Here is a 17,284-nt window from a genome sequence, read left to right on the forward strand (position 1 = left end):
AAATCCTCCCCGTCGAAAGACGGGGAGGGGGACCGCTCGCATAGCGAGTGGTGGAGGGGAAATGCCGCGCAGGAAAACGGTCGAGAACGCGCGCGGATTGCGGCGAGAGATGTCGCTGCCGGAAGTCGCGCTGTGGCACTGGCTCAGGCAGCGACCGGATGGACTGAAGTTCCGCCGCCAGCATCCAGTGGGAACTTATGTGCTGGATTTCTACTGCGCTTTGTCTCGGTTAGCGGTTGAGAGATGGAAGCGGGCATGATCACATCGAGCGGGTCACGCATGATGAGCGGCGCGACACTTGGCTGCGGGCGCAAGGGTTCAGGGTTTTGAGGATCAAAGCTGCCGAAGTTCTTACGGATCTGGATAGCGTGAAGCGGCATATCCTGAACAACTTTCGCGCGCTTCCCGTCCACCAGCCGGAGGCTGGTCCCCCTCCCCATCTCATGATGGGGAGGATTAAATGATCACCTCGCCCATCTGGCTCCCGGCCACCCTGTTCGCAGGCGCGCTTCAGGCATGGCGCACGGCGGTGCAGCGGCGGGTCAGCCATAGCCTGTCGATCAATGCGGCGGGGCTGGTCCGCTATCTTTACGGCCTGCCCTTCGCCCTGTTGCTGCTGACCGGCTATGTGCTGATAGCCAAGGTGCCCCTGCCTCACCCCGACTCATCCTTCCTGCTGTTCTGCATCGGTGGTGGCCTGGCGCAGATCATCGCCACCAACCTGCTGATCATGGCCTTCGCCCACCGCAACTTCGTGGTCGGCACAGCCTATTCCAAGACGGAAGCGGTGCAGGGCGCGGCACTGTCCTTCCTGTTGATGGGGGAGCGGCTCAGCCCCCTCGCCTGGGCGGGCATCGGCTGCGGCGTTGCCGGAGTCATGCTGCTATCGACCGGCGGCAAGCGCATGGGACCGGCCGATTTCCTCAAGGCGCTTGGTCAGCCCGCCGCGCTGACCGGAATCGCGTCAGGCTTTTTCTTCGCCCTCACCGCCATCGGCATCAGGCGAGCAACGCAGGAGGTCGGCGGCAGCGACCCGATCCTGGCCGCCCTCATCGTACTAGTGGCCACCGTGTCACTCCAGACGCTGATGCAGGGTGGTTATCTGCTGCTGCGCGAACCGGCGGAGATGCGGAAGGTGTTCGCGAGCTGGCGTATTTCGGGGCAGGTCGGCTTGCTCTCGGCCCTGGGATCGGCCTGCTGGTTCACCGGATTTGCGACCGCGCCCGTGGCGCTGGTGCGCATCGTGGGCCAGGTGGAGGTAGCCTTCACCCTGGGCTTTGGCCACTTCTACCTTGGAGAGCGGATGACCCGCGGCGAGGTGATGGGCCTGTTGCTGGTCGTGAGCGGCGTGGTGCTGGCGCTGGCCGGGTCGCTGTAGCTTCGTGGGGATGGAGGGGAGCGGCCCGGCACCCACGCAAGACCTCGCTCGATCACCATAGCATTGCTTGCCGCTTCGCCCCCATGCGGGGCTACTCTGAAACTATGGCGTCAGCTTCGCGAAGCTGCCTGCGAACCCAAAGACCGACAAACAAAAAGGGCGGCCCCATGGGACCGCCCTCCTGTGTTTCAGATCCGAGAGGGATTAGAAACGGAAACCGATGCCGACAACGCCAGCGTCACGGCCGCCGAAATTGTCTTCATACTCGGTGCGCTGATATTCAGCCGAGATGTAAGCGTTGCTGGTCAGAGCGAATTCCAGACCACCACCGAAGCGGACGCCTTCGAAATTCACGTTGGTGCCGAGCACTTCGAAACGGGTGTCAGCATAGCCAACCTTGGCGAACGCCAGGAACTGCGGGTTCACGACGTAACCCAGACGAACCGAAGCGGCCAGATCGCGGCTCACGTCAACGCCAGGAGCGTCGGTGGTGGTGTCGCCGAGCGAAACTTCCGGGCCGAAGGTGATGTTCTGGGCGACCGGCAGGTCGTAGCCAGCGGTCACGCCGTAGCTGACGCCTTCTTCGTCACCCAGGCTGTCATAGCCAACGGTCACGCCAGCGCGGGGGCCGGTGAAGGGAGCAGCGTCCTGCGCGAAAGCGGGAGCCGAGAAAGCGGCAGCGGCAGCAACAGCTGCGAAAATCACAGTCTTCATAATGTCCTCATGCGGTAAGACGTGCATTATCCAGGAAGCGGATCGCACTCTTGATATATAACAGGCATGGTATCGAAGCATTCAGCTTCGAGCGTCGCTATGAAGTGACCCCTTTACGCCATCCCTGCTTGCCCCGATCTTGCGTCGTAAGCGATGGCGCATATGGCTGTCTTTGATCAATGTTGCAATATCGATATGAAGATTGTCGATGAATGATGCTATTTCGCAACAGTCATCTTTTCTTCACCATCTTATTCCAGCATTATCCGCCACAGCGCGACCTTGTGGCAAGGCCGAGCGCTCCTATCCACAGAGAATGTGGCCAGAAGATGAACCGGCACCTCATTTCGGATACGTTCCGATATGGCTGGCGATTTTTGACGGGACTGATGCAAAAGGGTAACAGCAGAGCGATGGACAGCGGCACCTCCCCCTCTGGCGACAAGGCGCTGCCGGTACTGCGCCACCGCTGGCCGGTGCGGCTGTGGCACTGGATCAACGCCGGACTGCTCTACATCCTCTTCACCAGCGGACTTGGCATCTTCAATGCCCATCCACGCCTCTATTGGGGCCATTATGGCGCGAATTTCGATCAGCCGTGGCTGAAGCTGGAGCGTTTTGGCAAATGGATCACCCTGCCCGCCAATTATGATCTGGCGATGTCGCGGCACTGGCATCTCGCGGCTGCGCCCGTCTTCGCCTTCGTCCTGCTCGCCTATATGCTCTGGGCGTTGCTGAGCCACCATATTGGCCGCGACCTTGCTTTCCGGAAAGGCGAGCTGGCGCCGCTCCATATCTGGCAGGACATGCTCGATCATGCGCGGCTGCGCTTCCCGACGGGTCAGGCGGCACTGCGCTATAATGTCCTGCAGAAGGCGAGCTATATCGCGGTCATCTTCGTCGCCCTGCCACTCATCATTCTCACCGGCCTCACCATGTCGCCGGGCATGAACGCGGCCTGGCCGTGGCTGGTCGATCTGTTCGGTGGGCGGCAATCGGCGCGATCGATCCACTTCATCACCGCCTTCGCGCTCGTCGCCTTCTTCCTTGTCCACTTGACCATGGTGCTGCTGGCAGGCCCGGCGAACGAATTGCGATCGATCATCACCGGGCGCTACCGTTTGCCGGAGGATCGACCATGAGCCTGATCCTCAATCGCCGCACGCTGATGCTCTGCGCGGCGGCTTCGCTGTCGGGCTGCGACCGGCTGGCACGCAACGAACATGTGCGGGACGCGCTGTTCTCCGCGGATAATTTCCACAAATGGGCGCAGCGCAGCCTGATGGCGCGCGACGCGCTGGCGCGGGAGTTCAGGCCCGACCAGATTTCTCCCTTCTTCCGGCCCAACGGAACCGCCAATCCCGACACGCCCGAATATCGGGCTTTGTGGCGGACGGGCTTTGCCGATTGGCGGCTAAAGGTCACCGGGCTGGTCGGCCGCCCTCTTTCGCTGTCCCTTGCCCAGCTGCACAGCCTTCCGCACCGCGAGCAGATCACCCGCCACGATTGCGTCGAAGGATGGAGCGCCATCGGCAAATGGCGCGGCGTGCCCCTCGGCCTTGTCCTCGATGCGGCACGAATGAGCGACCGCGCGCGCTATCTCGTCTTCAAATGCGCTGACTTCATGGGCGACGGGCGGCCCTATTATGAAAGCATCGACATGGTCGACGCCTTTCACCCGCAGACGATCCTCGCCTTCGCGCTCAATGACCAGCCGCTGAGGGTAGCCAATGGCGCGCCACTGCGACTGCGCGTCGAGAGGCAATTGGGCTATAAGCAGGCCAAATATTTGATGGAGATTAAGGCGGTCAACAGCCTATCCGGCATCGGCGGCGGCAAGGGCGGCTATTGGGAAGATCGCGCCAATTATGATTGGTATGCAGGCATTTGACGGCCGCTGCATGACCTGACAATTTGCCGCCCATGAAATTATTCGATCGCGTCATCAAGCGGCTGGTCACACGAGGACAGCTGACCATCATCTATCATGACGGCAGGAAGGTGACGGCAGGCACGCCCGATCCGGCCTTCCCCTCGCTCGCGCTGAAGTTCCGCGACGCGCGCGTGCCCTTCGACATCGTCAAGGACCCGCGCCTGGGCATGGCGGAAGCCTTTATCGACGGACGGGTCACGATTGAGGGCGGCGGGATCATGGAACTGATCTCGCTGATCCGCGCCAACAACAGTTGGGAAAGCGGCAAGTCGATCAGCGACAAGGGGCGGCTGAAACGCGGGTTCAAATCGATCCGCCAGACGCTCTGGCGCGCCAATCACCGCGCGCGGTCAAAGGCCAATGTCGCCCATCATTATGATCTGTCCGGCGCCCTCTACGCCCTCTTCCTCGATCGCGACCGTCAATATAGCTGCGCCTATTTCCCGGACGCGGACAATGAGGCAGGGATCAGCCTGGAACAGGCGCAGGAGGACAAGAAAGCCCATATCGCGGCCAAGCTGCATCTGAAGCCGGGCATGAAGGTGCTGGACATTGGCTGCGGCTGGGGCGGCATGGCCCTATATCTGCACCGCACCTGCGGCGTCGATGTGACCGGCATCACCCTGTCGGAGGAGCAGCTTAAGGTCGCGCGGCAACGGGCGGAGGAAGCAGGCGTCGCCGATCATGTCCGTTTCGAGCTGATCGACTATCGCGATATAGACGGGCCATTCGACCGGATCGTATCGGTCGGCATGTTCGAACATGTCGGCACGGCGCATTACCGCACCTTCTTCGACAAGTGCCGCGATCTTCTGACGCCCGATGGCGTGATGCTGATACATACGATCGGCCGCGTCGATGGACCAGGCATCACCGACGCCTTTACCCAGAAATATATCTTCCCCGGCGGCTATATCCCGGCGCTCTCCGAAATGATCCAGGGCAGCGAGGGCACCCGGCTGATGGTGACGGATGTCGAAGTGCTGCGGCTGCACTACGGCCTCACCATCCGCCAATGGTATGCCCGCGCCATGGCGCGCCGGGCGGATATCATCGCGCTTTATGACGAACGCTTCTTCCGCCTGTGGACCTTCTATCTGGCGGGCGCGGCCACGGTGTTCGAACATGGCAGCATGGTGAACTACCAGGTTCAATATACGCGCAATCGCCGATCCCTGCCGATCACGCGCGACTATATGGTGTCTGCCGAGGACGAACTGCGCGGCAAATAGTCCCCCTGAACGCTGGCTGACAGCGCCGTTCCCGGACGGTTCAGTCAACCAAGTGCATCTTCTCATCCGTAGCCCGCTGAACGCCATGCGTCCGGGGGTGCTAGTGAGGAGAGAGGAAATGAACATCTTCGTGAAGGGCGCGACCGCGCTCGGATTGGCGATTACCGCGCTGGGCGCAACTGCCGCGCCCGCCCAGGCGCAATATCGCGGCGGCTATTATGGCTATGGCGACCGGGACTGGCGTGACGGGCGCCATGACCGCGATTGGGACCGGCGCGACGACCGCCGCTGGCACAACGACCGGCGCTACTGGCGCGATGGACGGCGGCATCATTTCCGCTATCGCCAGCGCTGCTGGACCGAATGGCGCTATGACTATTATCGCGACCGGGACGTCCGGGTGCGTATCTGCCGATAAGACACAGAGAAAAGCCTGGCTAACTGTCTGAATCAGGCACCGAAACACTTCCGCAACCCGATCCCTGATTGAAGCGGGGATCAGGTTGCGGCATCCTTGGTCGCATGAGCGATCCCATGCCCGTCATCCAGAGCCTGCTGTCCGGGCTCCCCATCTTCCTGCTGCACCTCGCCTCCGCAACGCTGGCATGGCTCGCGGCTCTGGCGCTTTATATGTGGATTACGCCGCACGACGAATTCGCCCTGATCCGCGCGGGGAATGAGGCGGCGGCGATATCGCTTGGCGGCGCCGCGATCGGGCTGACCATTCCTCTGGCGCTGTGCCTCGCCGGGTCGGTCAATGTCTGGGACGTGATCATCTGGGGCAGCGTCACGCTGATCCTCCAACTTATCGCCTTCCGCTTCGTGGATTTCCTGCTCGGGTCCCTGTCGGCACGGATCGAGGCGAATGAGCGGTCGGCCGCCATCTTCCTAGCCATGATGAAAGTCGCGATCGCCTGCCTGACGGCGGCGGCCGTGGCGGGCTAAGCCATGGCACGGCGGAGCATCGGCTGCCTCCCGCTGATGCTGGGCGTCATATTGACGATCGCCTGGATCGGCGAGGTGACGCAACCGACGCCGCTCCGGGTCGAAAGCTTCGATCCCCGATCGCCCCGGCGCCCAATGCCGCAATGGAGCGATGAAGCCTTCGTGATCGAGGATCGGGCGGCCGCGCCATCCGACAGCATGGGCACCGCCTTTGCCGTCGATCGGGACGGCGCCTGGCTAACCGCCGAACATGTCACCCATGACTGTTCCCGCATCGGGTTGGAGGACGGTGGCGTCGCCCGCGCCGTGTCCCGCATCGTTGAGAGCCGGGAAGCCGACGCCGCGCTGGTGCGCGACGGCCTGCCCAGCGATCACGCGCTGCCACTGTCGGATCGCGTACCCGCGCCGGGATCGCTCGGTTTCCACATGGGCTTTCCAGCGGGCCACGCGGCGCTTGTCGTATCGGAACTGATCGGCGCGGCCAGCGCCCGGCGCGGACGGACGCAGGAAACCCAGCCGGTACTCGCCTGGGCAGAAGTCGCCCGCCTCCCCGAAAGCGACGACACATTGTCCGGGATCAGTGGTGGCCCCGTCTTTGCCGAGGATGGCCATGTCATTGGCGTCAACAGCGCGGCGACCGACCGGCGCGGCCGCATTCTGACCACCGCACCCGATGCGATGATCCGGCTGGTGCACGCCAGCCGCGCCGTCAATGACCAGCCGGTCGCCTACCCCTTCGCAGGGCTGGCCGATGCAGAAACACGCTTTGCCTCCTGGCTGGAACAGGGGGTGATCCGCCGCATCTTCTGCGACGTGGACGACGCGCCCCGGTTGACGGCGGCGCGGCCAAAAGGCTAGGCGGCGCGAAACGAAGGATCTGAAACAGCCATGAGCGACACGCCTCCCGACCGCCTCTCCACCAACCCGCGCAGCCCCCATTTCGACATGGACGTGCTGCAACGGGGCATCGGCATCCGCTTCAAGGACCGCGTCCGCAACGATGTCGAGGAATATTGCATTTCCGAAGGCTGGATCCGCGTCGCCGCCGGCAAGACCAAGGACCGCCACGGCCAGCCGCTGACGATCAAGCTCACCGGCCCGGTGGAAGCCTGGTTCGAGCGTGGAGCCGAGGGCGAAGAAAATTCGTCACAGCCGGAATCATAAGACCGTTCGCCCTGAGCTTGGCGAGCCGAAGGCCGACGAAGCCAACGGCTTTCCTTCTTTTGAAGAGAAGTGAAGGGCTTCGACATTTAGATGAGACAAGTGGCTCATCCAAACAGCCCGAACGGAATATGTATCTAGAGCATGATCCGATCAGACTGAATCGGATCATGCTCTATTTGTCTTTTGTTTCCCGCATTTTCCGAGCCAGCAGATGATGCCATCTGCTTCGAAAATGCTCTAGCGCAGCCGCGCATCCCGCTTCACATCGGCGATGATGTCGCGCAGCGATCGTCCCGAAGGCGCGGCATCCGCGAACTGGATCGCCCGCATATCCATTTCCAGCTTCGGCTCATGCGCCGCCTTGCGCAAAGATCGGCCAAGGCTCGCAAGGCGCAGAGACGGCTCCTCTCCGTCAGCCTTGATCACCGCCTTTGTCGGCTTCCAATCCTCCGCATCCGCCTTCGCAAGCCGCACACTGGTGCCCAGCGCGGGATCGGGCTCGAACGCATGCAACTGCGGCTTGTCCGGATAGATGAAGCCAAAGGTCGGGTTGGTCCGCGCACCCATCTGCCCCGTCGGGCTGTGCCACACACGCACCTGGCTCCAGTCTCCCGCGTCGGAGACATCCAGCGCCAGCACATCTTCCTCGATCGCGCCAGGCACCGACCAGTTGGCATGGCGAATCAGCACGCGCCGGTCGTCCAGCACCTTGCTGACCACTGCAACATGGCCAAGGGTCATCGGCCCATAGGGACGAAAGGTCATGACGGCGCCGCGCCGGGGCACATGCCCTCGTGCATAGCGGTCCTGCGCCTGATCCCACCATGTCAGCGCATCGCCCCGGATATTCACGCCGGACACGATCCGCGCATAGGGCACGCATTGCAAAGCGGTTGCGCCGAATACCGGCGTGGCGACCAGCGCCGCCAGCAGCCAAGCCGCCCCGCGAACATATCGAAACATTATTTGCGACCTCAAACCACTGAGAATCGCCCCACCGCCGATCACATTATTCGGCGGCTCTTATGAACTGGTTAAACTGTCAGAAAGCAGCGCCAGCGGCGCCAGCGGTCGGGTTCACGCGATCGGCCATGGCGATCTGCACCGGCGCGGCCTCACTGGCATGGCCGGGATAGATGAAGCCCTTGGCGGCGTTCGAGCGCAGGCCAAGGCCACCGATCGGGCCGTACCAGACGCGTACATCGGTCCAGTCGTTGTTCGGCGACACGTCGATGGCGCGCACATTGCGCTCGATGCCGCCGCGATAGGACCAGTTGGCGTGGGTCAGCAACACTTCGCGATCGCTGACCACCTTGCTCACCATGGCGACATGACCGACGGGCATGGAACGGCTGGCGGCGAAAGCCAGGACAGCACCTTCGCGCGGCTCATGACCACGATCATAGCGGCCCTCGGCCTGACCCCACCAGGTATTGGCGTTGCCATAAAGTGCGATGCCGGAGACCTGACGCGCATAGGGTGCGCACTGGAGAACGCCAGCGGCGGCAGGGGTCACGATCAGGGCGCCGAGCGCAAGCACGGCAGTCGCGATAAATGCGCGAAAAGCACCGACCATGTGTGAAACGACCCCCGACTTGTTGTGCGTTATCAACCCCGTGGCGTCTTTAGCGCAGAGCCAGGATGAGTTGAGAAGCGCCAAGCGGTGAATTGTTGCGGAGGCGGGTTAACCTGCGGAACGAAAAAGCTGGCCCGCCGTTACCGTTAACCGTGTTGCTACGCCCAACTCGTTGAAAAGACTATCTTCCGTTCCCGTCATCCACACCTGCCCGCCGGTTTCCCTTAACCGGCCGAACAACGCAGCTCGCCGCGACGGGTCGAGGTGGGCCGCCACTTCATCGAGTAGCAAGACCGGCGGCTGGCCGCGATGGGCGGCGACCAGTGCAGCATGGGCAAGCAGGATCGACAGCAACAGCGCCTTCTGCTCGCCCGTGGAGCAAAGCGCCGCCGCCTGCCCCTTGGCCGCATGGGTGACTGCAAGGTCCTGCCGGTGCGGCCCGGACAGGGTGCGCCCCGCCGCCGCATCCCGCCGCCGCTCCCGCGCCAGCCGCTGGGCAAGCAGCCCCTCGCCCTCCTCCTCTCCGTCAATCGCCAGCAGCGGGCGGGCAAAAGGCTCATCGGGCTGGCCAACAAGTTCCACGCCCAGCCGGGCAACCAGATCGGCACGCGCGGCGGACAATAGCGCGCCATGCTCCTCCATCTGCGCCTCCAGCGCCGCCAGCCATGACGGATCGGCGCGCGGCAGGTCCGACAGCAGCCGATTGCGCGCCCGCATCGCCGCCTCATAACGGGCGCTATGCACCGCATGTCCCGGATGCAGCGCCAGCGTCAGCCGGTCCAGAAACCGCCGCCGACCGCCAGGGCTGTCCATGAACAGCCGGTCCATAGCAGGCGTCAGCCACACAATCGCCAGATGATCCGCCAGCGCGTTGGCCGAGGACGCGACGCCGCCGATCCGCACCTGCCGCCGGTCTGGCGCCTGAGCCGAAGTGCCGGTGCCCAGCACCACCCCGTCCACCTCCGCCGCAATACCGAAGCTGCCCGGCCCACCCTGCCGCGCCATGTCGCGCAACGCCGCGCCACGCAGGCCGCGTCCGGGCGCCAGCATCGACACCGCTTCCAATATGTTGGTCTTCCCCGCACCATTTTCGCCGGTCAGCACGATGAAAGCATGATCGGGCAGGATCAGCGCATCCGCATGATTGCGGAAATCGCTCAAGGTCAGGCGGCCGATCATCGCCCCGCTCTAGCGAGACCTGCACGAAACGGAAAGCGCTTCAGCAGCGCTTGCGCGTCACCGCCGCCCCGTCATTGATGATGGTGAGTTCCCGACCATTAGCCGACGGGCGCAGTTCCAGCTTCTTGGTCCAGCTGTCGCCTTCTCCGGTAAAGGCGGCATCGACCTTCACCTTGCCGCCGGTTCCGGTCGCAACCCCCCTCACCGTCCCGACGCTTTCATGGAAGATCAGGCTGTCCGACGTCACCTTCAATTCCAATTCAGCCGACCGATCGCCGCAACGGTCGTTAAGGCCCGTCCAGCTCCCCTGCAACGCCGCAGGGATTGCGCCAACGCGCGACGCCGTTCCCGTCCTGTCAGCAGCGGCGGAAACAGATTCGTTGTCGCCCGGCTGGGGCGGCGTCTCATTGACTGCTGCCAGCGTTTCATCCTGCGCAGGCGTTTCGTTGCTGACATCATAGGTCGCCTGCTCATCGACGATGTTGGTCGACATGCGGGGCTTTTCCCCGCCCTTGTCGTCGCAGGCAACCAGCAACAGCAATGGCATGGCGAAAAGCAGGCGCATCCGTAATGAACCGGCGGGGCGGTGAAGGGTTCCAGCTACAGGCTTGCCAGCGGCACGGCTTGGGGCCATCACCCTTGCTCTGCCGCAAAGGATGGAGACGGGTGATGATGAAGCGCGCGATGATCGCAATGGCCTTTGCCGCCACCATGTTGGGATCGACCGGCGCAAACGCGGCGCTGTCTGCCGGTGCGAAGGCGCCCGATTTCACCACGCGCGGCGCGCGGGCGGGCAAGACCTTCACCCTCACCCTGTCCCACCAGTTGAAGCGCGGGCCGGTCGTCCTCTACTTTTTCCCCAAGGCGTTCACCCCCGGCTGCTCTGCCGAAGCGCGCGAGTTCGCGACGCATATCGATGATTTCAAAAAAGCGGGCGCGACGGTGATAGGCATGTCGGCTGATCCAGTGGACGACCTTGTCGCCTTCTCGACCAAGGAATGCGCGGGCAAGTTCGCGGTCGCCTCGGCCGGGCCAGACATCATCGCGGGCTATGACGTCGCGCTCAAGATGGCGCCGGGCATAACCGACCGCACCTCTTACGTCATCGCGCCCAACGGCCGGATCGTCTTCGTCCACAGCGAGATGAATTATACCGGCCATGTAAAGAGCACCCTCGCTGCCGTGCAATCGATGAAGGCGAAATAGAGAACGCCTACCCCGTTCGTCCAATCTCCGTTCGCTTCGAGCGAAGTCGAGAAGCGCTGGCGCATCATATGTCTCGACTTCGCTCAACACGAACGGGAAAGCTCATACCCTTCCTCCACCCTTCACATAGCGCCCAAACCACTCCAGCGTAGCCGCCCAGGCCTCCTTCGCCGCCGCCTCATTATAGCTCGGCCGGTAATCCGCCATGAAGCCATGATCAGCCTCCGGATAGACTGTGATCGCATCCGGCGGCGACTTGCCCGCCTTCTTCAGCGCCGCGCGCATCGTCTCGACATCAGCGACGGGTATGCCCTTGTCCAAACCGCCATATTGCCCCAGCACTGGCGCCTTCAACGCGCCCGCCTGCTCCACAACGCTCACCGGCTGCAACGCTGTCTTCTCGCTGACCAGCCTCCCATAGAATGCGACGCCTGCATCCAATTGCGCACTGTGCGCTGCATAAAGCCACACGATCCGCCCGCCCCAGCAAAAGCCTGTAATGCCCCGCCGCGTCGCGTCGCCACCATGCTTGCCCGCCCAGTCATAGGTCGTATCAATGTCGGACAACACCTGCGCATCGGGCGCCTTCGACACGATGCTGCTGATCAGCTGCTGGATATCGGCGATCTTGGTCGCATCGCCATGCCGCGTGAACAGATCGGGCGCGATCGCATAATAGCCTTCTCGCGCAAAGCGGCGGCAGATGTCGCGGATCCATTCATGGACGCCGAAAACCTCGTGCACCACGACGATAACCGGCGCCTTCTTCGCCTTTTCCGGCCGCGCCACATAGGCGGGCATGGCAAAGCCATCACTCGCCGCGATCGAAACCGTCTCCAGGACCAGCCCCTCGCCCGATGTCTGCACGGCGCTGCTCGACACCGGGCGGCATGCGGCGGCGAAACCAGCCGCGAAGGCGCCGGTCATCAGCAGCTTGCGCCGGTCGAGCCCAGTGCTGTCGATCCAGCTGCGGTCTTCGGGCAGGCGATCCATGGGGCCGGGTTCTGCATTCTCACTGCTCATCGCGCTTCCTCTCCGTTGCCCCCCGGCCGCCGCAGATTATCGGCCCGTCCGCCCAGCGCAAGCCGTCAGGCCAACCAAGCGAAGTCAGTCAGGCGAGGAAATCGCCGCTCGCGATTCGCTCCAGCCCCGCGACATCGCGCGCATAAACATAGGTCCATGCACGAACCGCCCCCACGGCGCTGCGCACCTCGATCCACTCCCGCGCAAATTCATGAGACGCGGGAAAATGCGCCGCGCACTCCTCATGCTCGTCAAGGATGGCAAGGATGCCGTCAGGATCAGGCAGCCGGTACAGTTCACCCGTGACAATTCCGTCAGCACCTGGAACGAAGCCGGGATAATAATCGATCCGGTAAAGCGCGCCGCTCGCAATGGCAGCACCCGCAAATTCCGCCACCGATGCCAGCCAGCGAGCCATCTCCCCTGAAAATCCGGGCCGGAGAGACCCGTAGACAAATAGCAAAGGCTGGCTCATTGCGCGTAACCGCTATCAATAAAAAAGCCGCCCTGACAATAGCCGGGCGGCCTTTTTGAAATTCCCCAAAGACGAGGAATGAAGGGGAGCGATTAATCGCTCAGGCGAAAAGCACCGAGTAGAAGGTCAGCATCTGCGCACCGACCGCAACCATCAACGCAACGCCCTGCATAGTGTGCCGCATGTTTCGTTTCCTGCAATTTTTGTTTTGCGCCCTGTTTGGACAAGAGCGCATATGATGGACCACGCCCTTTGCCTCAATCGCAAAGGGCGCGTTCGCAGTTGCAGCAAACGCAACAGTCGCTGTTACTTCAAAGCAACAATCATCCGTTGGGCGGCGGCAGGCGCCCGGATTTTCGCACCGCTGATGAAGAAAACGAAGACATCCCCATCATCCGCCATGCTTTTCGCTCTTTTTTTCCAGCCGTCGATTTCCTCAAGCGAATAGCCGGTCGCTTCCTCCTCCCGCGTGCGCATCAGGCGGCAATAGGAAAAGCCCACATCATGGCCGACGATGGCAGGATACTCGTCATGATCCGCCAGCACCACCGCCGCGCCTGCATCGCGCGCCAGTTGCAGGAAAGCGGGATCATCAAAGCTTTCATGCCGCACCTCCAGCGCATGGCGCAGCGGGACGCCATCGACGCTATCGGGCAGCAGCTTCAGGAAAGCGCCGAAATCTTGCGGCTCGAACTTCTTGGTCGGCATGAATTGCCACAGGATCGGACCCAGCCGATCGCCGAGTTCCGCGATCCCCTGCCCCACGAACTTGCCGATCGATTCCCCGGCCTCCGCCAGCACACGGCGATTGGTGCAGTATCGCGACGCCTTCACCGCGAACTGGAACCCATCCGGCACCGCCTTGGCCCAATTGGCGAAAGTCGCGGGCTTTTGCGTGCTGTAATAGGTGGCGTTGATCTCCGTCGCGGTCAGATGCTGGCCGACATAGGCCAGTTCATCCTTCTGCCGCAGCCCTTCGGGATAGAAGGTGCCGCGCCATGGCTCGAACGTCCATCCTCCAATGCCTACCCTGATGCGTCCCGCCGCCATGGCACTCTCCTTTCAGCGCCCATCCTGACGCCTGAACGCTGCCCGGAACAGAGGAAATGTCAGGAGGCCGCCTTGCGCCGCAGCCCGATCAGCCATGGCTTCACCCCGCGTGTCGGCCGCGCCGTGCCATCCAGCCGCTTTGCGCGAATGATCGTCACCGGCTTCACGATCATCTGCCCCCGCATCGGCCCCGACCCGCAACAGGTCGGCATGGCCAGGATGCGGCGCACGACATCCATGCCAGCGACCACATGGCCGAAAGCGGCATAGCCGATATAATCACCCCGCGCGTCCATATTGGGCGTCGCGCCCGCCGTGATGAAGAAATTGCCCATCGCCGAATTCGGCCGATTGGGTCGCGCCATCGACAGGGTCGCGTCGAGATGCCGGATGCCGGTCTTGCTGGTCGGCTCATGCGGGATCGGCGGCAGGGACCGGCGCGCATCGGTATCGATCCCGCCCTGGATCAGCCCCAGCCTCGCATCGCTCTTGCGCCGCGCCGCCCGGTAAAAGGTGACGCCATCGAACCGGCCATCATCGACATAGGCAAGGAAATTGGCCGAAGTGCGCGGCGCCCGCTTGTTGTCGACCGCCACCACGATGGTGCCAACCGACGTCTCGATCGCCACGCGCGTGTAGCCGGGCGTCGGCCGATTGCCCGGCACTCCCCACACCGCCGCCGGAAATACCATCAACAACAGGACAAGCGCGCGCAACAGGGCAGCAGAAATCGGCGGTCTAACCAAGGATCTATCGTCTCCATTCCAAAGCACGCGGGCAATGATCGCGCTATAGGACGAACCGTGCGCTCGCCAGTGGCCAACGGGACGTCTCCCGTCCCCGATCAGTCCGCTTTACGCTGTCTGTTGAAAAAAGGAGGTGAGCCGGAATAAAAGCGCGACGGCACGCGTAAGCGTCGCACCATGGCAACGCTTCTCCACCTCGACCGCTCGCCCCGCCCGCCGATCGCCGCCCGAGATGCAAAGCGGCCAATGCGGGTCGCCCTATTTTCCGGCAATTATGACTGCGTCCGGGACGGTGCGAATCAGGCGCTCAACCGGCTGGTGGATTATCTTCAGGCGCGCCATGGCGTGCAGGTGCGCATCTACACGCCGCGCGCACCAAAGCCCGCATTCGCCGCCGTTGGCGATATTCAGGCCGTTCGTTCGCTCGGCTTGCCGGGACGGCCCGAATATCGGCTGGCCCTGGGCCTTACATCCGCCGCGCGCGCGGATCTCGACAGCTTCGCCCCCGACATCATCCACCTTTCGGCGCCCGACTGGCTTGGATGGCAGGCACTAGGCTACGCCCGGCAAAATGATCTGCCCGTGATCGCCAGCGTGCACACGCGCTTTGAAACCTATGCGGACTATTATCGCCTGTCCTTCCTGCGCAAGCCGATCGAGCGCTATCTCGACCGCTTTTATGGCCGGTGCGACCGCATATTGGCGCCGACGCTGCCCATCGCCGATGAATTCGCCAGCGCTTATGGAAAGGCAAAGGTTTCGATATGGGGCCGGGGCGTCGATCGCGCGCGCTTCCATCCGTCACTCCGATCGGACGCGGTACGCGCGGCCTATGGCTATGATCGCGACGATGTCGTGCCGCTGTTCTTTGGCCGCCTCGTCCTGGAAAAGGGGCTGGACGTCTTTGCCGAGACGATCGCGCTTCTGCGTCAGCGTCACCATGGGCTGCGTCCTCTGATCGTGGGAGAGGGACCGGCCCGCAGCTGGCTGGCGCAACGCCTGCCCAATGCGACCTTTGCCGGGCATCTGGAGGGGGAAGCCCTCGGCACCGCCATTGCCAGCGCCGACATATTGATCAATCCCAGCGTCACCGAAGCCTTTGGCAACGTCAATCTCGAAGCCATGGCGAGCGGGCTACCCGTCGTGTCGGCAGACGTGCCGAGCGCTTCCGCTCTTGTCACCCATGATGTCACGGGCCTGCTGGTCGAACCGAAAGAAGCGGCCGCCTATGCCGCCGCGGTCGAACATTTGATCGGCGACCCCCGCCGCCGCCGCCGCATGAGCGCGATGGCCAGCGCGGCTGCCGAACGCTATGACTGGGACGATGTCCTTGCGCCTGTTTATCAAGCCTATGCAGATTGCCTCGCGGACGCCCCACCGTCCGCCATGGCCCCGGAACTGATATCATGCGCTGGCTGAAAAGCGGCACCAGCGGCCCGATCGGCGATGACCTCACCGCCATGCGCCGCTATGCCCGTTCGCTCGCGCGCGACGATCAGGACGCCGACGATGTGGTCCAGGATGCGCTGGTGCGCGCGATCGAGCGGCAGGACAGCTTTCAACCCAGTCGCAGCAGGCGCCAATGGCTGCTCGCTATCGTCCACAATGTCTTCATATCGGGCAAACGGCGCGAAGCCGCCGAGGCGCGACGCGACGCGCGCTTTGCCGAAACGGTGATGGCGCATGTCGATGCCGGGCAGGAACATCGGATGCAGCTTGCCCAATTGGGGCAATCCTTCGCCGCGCTGCCGGACCATCATCGATCGGTCCTGCACCTGATCGCTGTCGAAGGCATGACCTATCAGGAAGCGGCCGAGGTGCTGGACGTGCCGGTGGGCACGATCATGTCACGGCTGGCGCGGGCGCGGGCGGGCTTGCGGAACTCTGGCAGCGTCGATGGGCGGGCGACGTTGCGTCTGGTTGGAAGACAGGATGACTGAGGAACCCGCCGATCACGAATTGCACGCCTATATCGACGACGAACTGGACGATGCCGGACGCTTTGCCGTGGAAGCGCATCTTGCCACCCGACCTGACCTAGCGGCGCGGGTGATGGCCGACCTTAGCGCCCGGACGGGACTCCGTCTGCTGGCGCACAGGAAGGAACAGCTCTCCCGCCATTTGCTCGACGATGGGGCGGCGTTCGCGCCTTCCAAAGCCCGGCCTTTCTGGCGCAGGGCAGCGACGGTCGGCGGGACCGGGACAGCGGCCGCGCTGGCATTGCTGCTGGCGACCGGGCCTAGCCCGCCCGATTATGTCGATATGGCCGTCGCCTCTCACCGGGTCGCACTGATCCGCGCGCGCATGGCTTCGCAAATCGAAGGGCAGGCGCTCGACCATCACGAGCTTCTGGCGCGAACCCACATCTTCCTGCCCACATTGCCCGCAGACTGGAACGTGACCGACGTCCAGCTTTTCCCGGCAGGAAAAAGTCCCGCCCTTCTCGTAGCGATCAGAACCGGCGCGGGCGAGCGCCTGTCCATCTTCGCGACACGACAGAAAAGCGACGCCCCCGCCATCCCCGACACGGTACGGGAAGGGAACCAGTCCGTCGCCTACTGGCGACGCGGCGACATGTCCTATGCCCTGACCGGCGAAGGCGATCCCGGCACGATCGACCAGGAGGCGGAACGGCTGAACCAATATTGGTCCTGACTCGGCGT

General features: G+C 63.2%; 23 protein-coding genes. 14 read left to right on the forward strand and 9 right to left on the reverse strand.

Annotation, left to right across the window (positions count from 1 at the left end; translation table 11 throughout):
• The first annotated feature begins 109 nt into the window (after positions 1 to 109).
• Genes ACZ5YV_RS09895 through ACZ5YV_RS09905 form a run of 3 tightly spaced genes read left to right on the forward strand, consistent with a single transcriptional unit; the run spans position 110 to position 1,378 of the window.
• A complete protein-coding gene (locus ACZ5YV_RS09895) occupies positions 110 to 259 on the forward strand; it encodes a DUF559 domain-containing protein (RefSeq protein ID WP_464789196.1) in 150 nt (49 codons plus the stop codon).
• Entirely contained in the window at positions 237 to 464 is a 228-nt protein-coding gene (locus tag ACZ5YV_RS09900; protein WP_464787468.1) for an endonuclease domain-containing protein, read from the forward strand. The genes ACZ5YV_RS09895 and ACZ5YV_RS09900 overlap by 23 nt, the downstream gene beginning before the upstream one ends.
• On the forward strand, positions 461 to 1,378 hold the full coding sequence (locus tag ACZ5YV_RS09905; RefSeq protein WP_464787469.1) for an EamA family transporter: 918 nt from the start codon (positions 461 to 463) through the stop codon (positions 1,376 to 1,378). The genes ACZ5YV_RS09900 and ACZ5YV_RS09905 overlap by 4 nt, the downstream gene beginning before the upstream one ends.
• A 204-nt stretch (positions 1,379 to 1,582) precedes the next feature.
• Here the strand turns inward: ACZ5YV_RS09905 and ACZ5YV_RS09910 are convergent, their stop codons facing one another.
• Positions 1,583 to 2,092 (reverse strand): outer membrane protein, encoded by a 510-nt coding sequence (locus ACZ5YV_RS09910; RefSeq protein WP_464787470.1) that lies wholly within the window; start codon positions 2,090 to 2,092, stop codon positions 1,583 to 1,585.
• Between the two features lie 413 nt (positions 2,093 to 2,505).
• Between ACZ5YV_RS09910 and ACZ5YV_RS09915 the strand changes: the two genes are divergently transcribed.
• From ACZ5YV_RS09915 to ACZ5YV_RS09945, 7 genes are all read left to right on the forward strand, one after another.
• Positions 2,506 to 3,234, forward strand: a complete 729-nt coding sequence (locus ACZ5YV_RS09915; protein WP_464789197.1) for a cytochrome b/b6 domain-containing protein — start codon at positions 2,506 to 2,508, stop codon at positions 3,232 to 3,234.
• On the forward strand, positions 3,231 to 3,983 hold the full coding sequence (locus ACZ5YV_RS09920) for a molybdopterin-dependent oxidoreductase (RefSeq protein ID WP_464787471.1): 753 nt from the start codon (positions 3,231 to 3,233) through the stop codon (positions 3,981 to 3,983). The genes ACZ5YV_RS09915 and ACZ5YV_RS09920 overlap by 4 nt, the downstream gene beginning before the upstream one ends.
• A gap of 32 nt (positions 3,984 to 4,015) precedes the next feature.
• Complete coding sequence (locus tag ACZ5YV_RS09925) at positions 4,016 to 5,257, forward strand: class I SAM-dependent methyltransferase (protein WP_464787472.1); 1,242 nt, start codon at positions 4,016 to 4,018, stop codon at positions 5,255 to 5,257.
• A gap of 118 nt (positions 5,258 to 5,375) precedes the next feature.
• Positions 5,376 to 5,675 carry a hypothetical protein gene (locus ACZ5YV_RS09930; RefSeq protein WP_464787473.1) on the forward strand — a complete coding sequence of 100 codons (300 nt, stop codon included), beginning with the start codon at positions 5,376 to 5,378 and terminating at the stop codon, positions 5,673 to 5,675.
• A 104-nt stretch (positions 5,676 to 5,779) separates the two neighbouring features.
• Entirely contained in the window at positions 5,780 to 6,202 is a 423-nt protein-coding gene (locus ACZ5YV_RS09935) for a DUF350 domain-containing protein (RefSeq protein ID WP_464778238.1), read from the forward strand.
• Positions 6,203 to 6,205: 3 nt separating this feature from the next.
• Positions 6,206 to 7,060, forward strand: coding sequence for a S1 family peptidase (locus ACZ5YV_RS09940; protein ID WP_464787474.1), 855 nt, complete (start codon positions 6,206 to 6,208; stop codon positions 7,058 to 7,060).
• A 30-nt stretch (positions 7,061 to 7,090) separates the two neighbouring features.
• A complete protein-coding gene (locus tag ACZ5YV_RS09945; protein WP_464787475.1) occupies positions 7,091 to 7,366 on the forward strand; it encodes a DUF3297 family protein in 276 nt (91 codons plus the stop codon).
• Between the two features lie 237 nt (positions 7,367 to 7,603).
• Here the strand turns inward: ACZ5YV_RS09945 and ACZ5YV_RS09950 are convergent, their stop codons facing one another.
• The 4 genes from ACZ5YV_RS09950 to ACZ5YV_RS09965 all read right to left on the reverse strand — a co-directional run bounded on the left by ACZ5YV_RS09950 (position 7,604) and on the right by ACZ5YV_RS09965 (position 10,668).
• Entirely contained in the window at positions 7,604 to 8,329 is a 726-nt protein-coding gene (locus ACZ5YV_RS09950; protein ID WP_464787476.1) for a CHAP domain-containing protein, read from the reverse strand.
• 79 nt (positions 8,330 to 8,408) lie between these two features.
• Positions 8,409 to 8,942 carry a CHAP domain-containing protein gene (locus ACZ5YV_RS09955; protein ID WP_464789198.1) on the reverse strand — a complete coding sequence of 178 codons (534 nt, stop codon included), beginning with the start codon at positions 8,940 to 8,942 and terminating at the stop codon, positions 8,409 to 8,411.
• Between the two features lie 108 nt (positions 8,943 to 9,050).
• Complete coding sequence (gene recF, locus ACZ5YV_RS09960; protein WP_464787477.1) at positions 9,051 to 10,121, reverse strand: DNA replication/repair protein RecF; 1,071 nt, start codon at positions 10,119 to 10,121, stop codon at positions 9,051 to 9,053.
• 40 nt (positions 10,122 to 10,161) lie between these two features.
• The gene (locus ACZ5YV_RS09965) at positions 10,162 to 10,668 is read right to left on the reverse strand and encodes a hypothetical protein (protein WP_464787478.1); all 507 of its coding nucleotides are present in this window, start codon (positions 10,666 to 10,668) and stop codon (positions 10,162 to 10,164) included.
• 125 nt (positions 10,669 to 10,793) lie between these two features.
• Here ACZ5YV_RS09965 and ACZ5YV_RS09970 point away from each other — a divergent pair, with 125 nt between their 5' ends.
• Positions 10,794 to 11,327: a peroxiredoxin gene (locus ACZ5YV_RS09970; protein WP_464789199.1), complete on the forward strand. Its 534-nt coding sequence runs from the start codon at positions 10,794 to 10,796 to the stop codon at positions 11,325 to 11,327.
• A 102-nt stretch (positions 11,328 to 11,429) separates the two neighbouring features.
• Here the strand turns inward: ACZ5YV_RS09970 and ACZ5YV_RS09975 are convergent, their stop codons facing one another.
• The 4 genes from ACZ5YV_RS09975 to ACZ5YV_RS09990 all read right to left on the reverse strand — a co-directional run bounded on the left by ACZ5YV_RS09975 (position 11,430) and on the right by ACZ5YV_RS09990 (position 14,567).
• Positions 11,430 to 12,350, reverse strand: a complete 921-nt coding sequence (locus ACZ5YV_RS09975; protein ID WP_464787479.1) for a dienelactone hydrolase family protein — start codon at positions 12,348 to 12,350, stop codon at positions 11,430 to 11,432.
• 88 nt (positions 12,351 to 12,438) lie between these two features.
• Positions 12,439 to 12,825: a gamma-glutamylcyclotransferase family protein gene (locus ACZ5YV_RS09980; RefSeq protein WP_464787480.1), complete on the reverse strand. Its 387-nt coding sequence runs from the start codon at positions 12,823 to 12,825 to the stop codon at positions 12,439 to 12,441.
• Positions 12,826 to 13,131: 306 nt separating this feature from the next.
• A complete protein-coding gene (locus ACZ5YV_RS09985) occupies positions 13,132 to 13,875 on the reverse strand; it encodes a DUF72 domain-containing protein (RefSeq protein ID WP_464787481.1) in 744 nt (247 codons plus the stop codon).
• A gap of 59 nt (positions 13,876 to 13,934) precedes the next feature.
• Positions 13,935 to 14,567 (reverse strand): peptidylprolyl isomerase, encoded by a 633-nt coding sequence (locus ACZ5YV_RS09990; protein ID WP_464789200.1) that lies wholly within the window; start codon positions 14,565 to 14,567, stop codon positions 13,935 to 13,937.
• Between the two features lie 231 nt (positions 14,568 to 14,798).
• Here ACZ5YV_RS09990 and ACZ5YV_RS09995 point away from each other — a divergent pair, with 231 nt between their 5' ends.
• The 3 genes from ACZ5YV_RS09995 to ACZ5YV_RS10005 are packed head-to-tail and all read left to right on the forward strand — an operon-like array spanning position 14,799 to position 17,276.
• Complete coding sequence (locus tag ACZ5YV_RS09995) at positions 14,799 to 16,040, forward strand: glycosyltransferase family 4 protein (protein ID WP_464787482.1); 1,242 nt, start codon at positions 14,799 to 14,801, stop codon at positions 16,038 to 16,040.
• Entirely contained in the window at positions 16,028 to 16,561 is a 534-nt protein-coding gene (locus ACZ5YV_RS10000; protein WP_464787483.1) for a sigma-70 family RNA polymerase sigma factor, read from the forward strand. Before ACZ5YV_RS09995 ends, ACZ5YV_RS10000 begins: the two co-directional genes overlap by 13 nt.
• Positions 16,554 to 17,276 carry an anti-sigma factor family protein gene (locus ACZ5YV_RS10005; RefSeq protein WP_464787484.1) on the forward strand — a complete coding sequence of 241 codons (723 nt, stop codon included), beginning with the start codon at positions 16,554 to 16,556 and terminating at the stop codon, positions 17,274 to 17,276. Before ACZ5YV_RS10000 ends, ACZ5YV_RS10005 begins: the two co-directional genes overlap by 8 nt.
• Positions 17,277 to 17,284: the final 8 nt, after the last annotated feature.

The sequence above is a fragment of the Sphingobium sp. TomTYG46 genome, assembly GCF_055396345.1.